At 71.2% G+C, this 1,780-nt stretch carries 2 protein-coding genes; both read right to left on the reverse strand.

The annotated features are described in order from the left end of the window. Positions 1–668 (reverse strand): carbohydrate kinase family protein (locus tag ACFWWU_RS37085; protein WP_384153567.1); only part of this gene is annotated, 668 nt, incomplete at its 3' end. A gap of 4 nt (positions 669–672) precedes the next feature. Further along, positions 673–1,677 (reverse strand): LacI family DNA-binding transcriptional regulator, encoded by a 1,005-nt coding sequence (locus ACFWWU_RS37090; protein ID WP_384153569.1) that lies wholly within the window; start codon positions 1,675–1,677, stop codon positions 673–675. Positions 1,678–1,780 lie beyond the last annotated feature (103 nt).

Genomic DNA, 1,780 nt, shown 5'->3' on the forward strand with positions numbered 1-1,780 from the left:
GCCGTGGCGAGCACGGCCCGTGCGCCCGCGGAGCGCAGTCGCTCGACGAACACCTCGAGCGACCCTCTCAGGAGCAGCTCCGCATCTTCGTCGCCGACCTTCACGAGGAGCGAACGCGACGCGAAGTCCTCGAAGTTCGCGAGGAACCGTGCGCGATCGGCGAGCATGCCGGCGCGGGGGTTGCCGTCGACGATGACGCGACGACCGGGATCGTCGATCGCCTCGACGAGCGCGGCGTACTGGGCATCGTCGTCGAAGGGGAAGCAGCTCACGACGACGAGGTCCGCCTCGTCGATCGCCGATCGCACGGCGTCACCGAAGCGGATTCCGCGCCGCTTCGCGGCCTCGTTGAACTCGTATCGCGGTTCACCCTCGGTGCGGTCGGAGATCGCGCGAGACGTGCCGAGCGGCGAGGGGCTCTCGATCAGCCCGACGCGGTAGTCGCGCAGGTACGAGCGGATGCGGTCACCCGGCTCGTCGTCGCCGACCATCGCGATGAGGGTCGCCTGCTCGCCGAGGAGCGCGAGCCCGACCGCGACGTTGAGTGCTGCGCCGCCGACGAACTCGCGAGCGCCGCTCGGGTCTCGCAGCTCGTCGATGAGCGCGTCGCCGATGACGGTGATTCGTGCGCCGGAGTCGGTGGGTTGCTGCGGCAGTTGCTGCGACATCCGGTCAGCCCTCCGCTCGCGGTGCGATCTCGCCTGAGCCGCGCTCGAGCAACCGCGTCGGCACGGTGGTCCGCGCTGCGGCGGAGGCGTCGCCGTCGAGGCGGGCGAACACTCGCTCGGCCGCGATGCGTCCGATCGCCTGCGGGTTCTGCGCCACGACCGTCACCCCGGGTTCGAGCAGGTCGCCGAGGGGCACGTCGTCGAAGCCGACGAGCGCCGTGTCGTGCTGGCGGCCGAGTTCGCGCAGTGCACGGATGACGCCGATGGTCACGAGGTTCTGGCTCGAGAAGATCGCGGTGGGCGGGTTCGGCCCGTCGAAGAGCGCGAGGGTCGCGGCGCGCGACGTCGCCTCGTCGTGGAGCCCTTCGATGACCTGCTGGCCCCGGGTCGAGACGCCGGCCCGGCCGAGTTCGTCGAGGTAGCCCCGGTGGCGCTCGCGCGCGGTCTGGATGTCGTGGCGGTCGCCGAGGTAGGCGATGCGGCGGTGACCGCGCTCGAGCAGGTGACGGGTCGCGAGGGCGGCGCCGTCGGCGTTGTCGCTGACGACGGCGTCGGAGGTGATGCCGGCCGGCTCGCGGTCGACGAAGACGACCGGGGTGCCGCGCCGCAGCTCGGGCGCGAGGTAGGCCTGGCTCTCGGAGATGGTGGTGAGGATCAGCCCGTCGACGCGGCGGCGGAGGAAGGCCGAGACCGCCTCCTGCTCGCGGTCGGGATCGTCGTCGAGGCTCGATGCGAACACCGAGACCCCGCGAGCGAGGGCGGCGTCTTCGACGGCGCGGTGCACGGCACCCGAGAACGGGTTGTCGACGCTGCCGACGAGCAGGCCGAGCGTGCGCGTGCGGCCGTCGGCCCTGCGCAGGTTTCCGGCGTGCAGGTCGGGCTGGTAGTCGAGCGTGCGGGCCGCGGCCTCGACCTTGGCGATCGTGGCCGCCGAGACGTTCGGCTCGCCGTTGATGACGCGCGAGACCGTCTTCACGCCGACGCCGGCCAGGGCGGCCACGTGCCGCATCGTCGGTCGCGAATGTACGCCTTCCGGCGTCGAACTCCTGTTTGACAACGGTGTCACAATCGGCTCCCAAATGTGCAGTATGGACTTGACTATACATGTGCCC

Origin of the sequence: Streptomyces sp. NPDC058650, from assembly GCF_042717315.1 — a bacterium.
Taxonomy (GTDB): Bacteria; Actinomycetota; Actinomycetes; order Streptomycetales; family Streptomycetaceae; genus Streptomyces.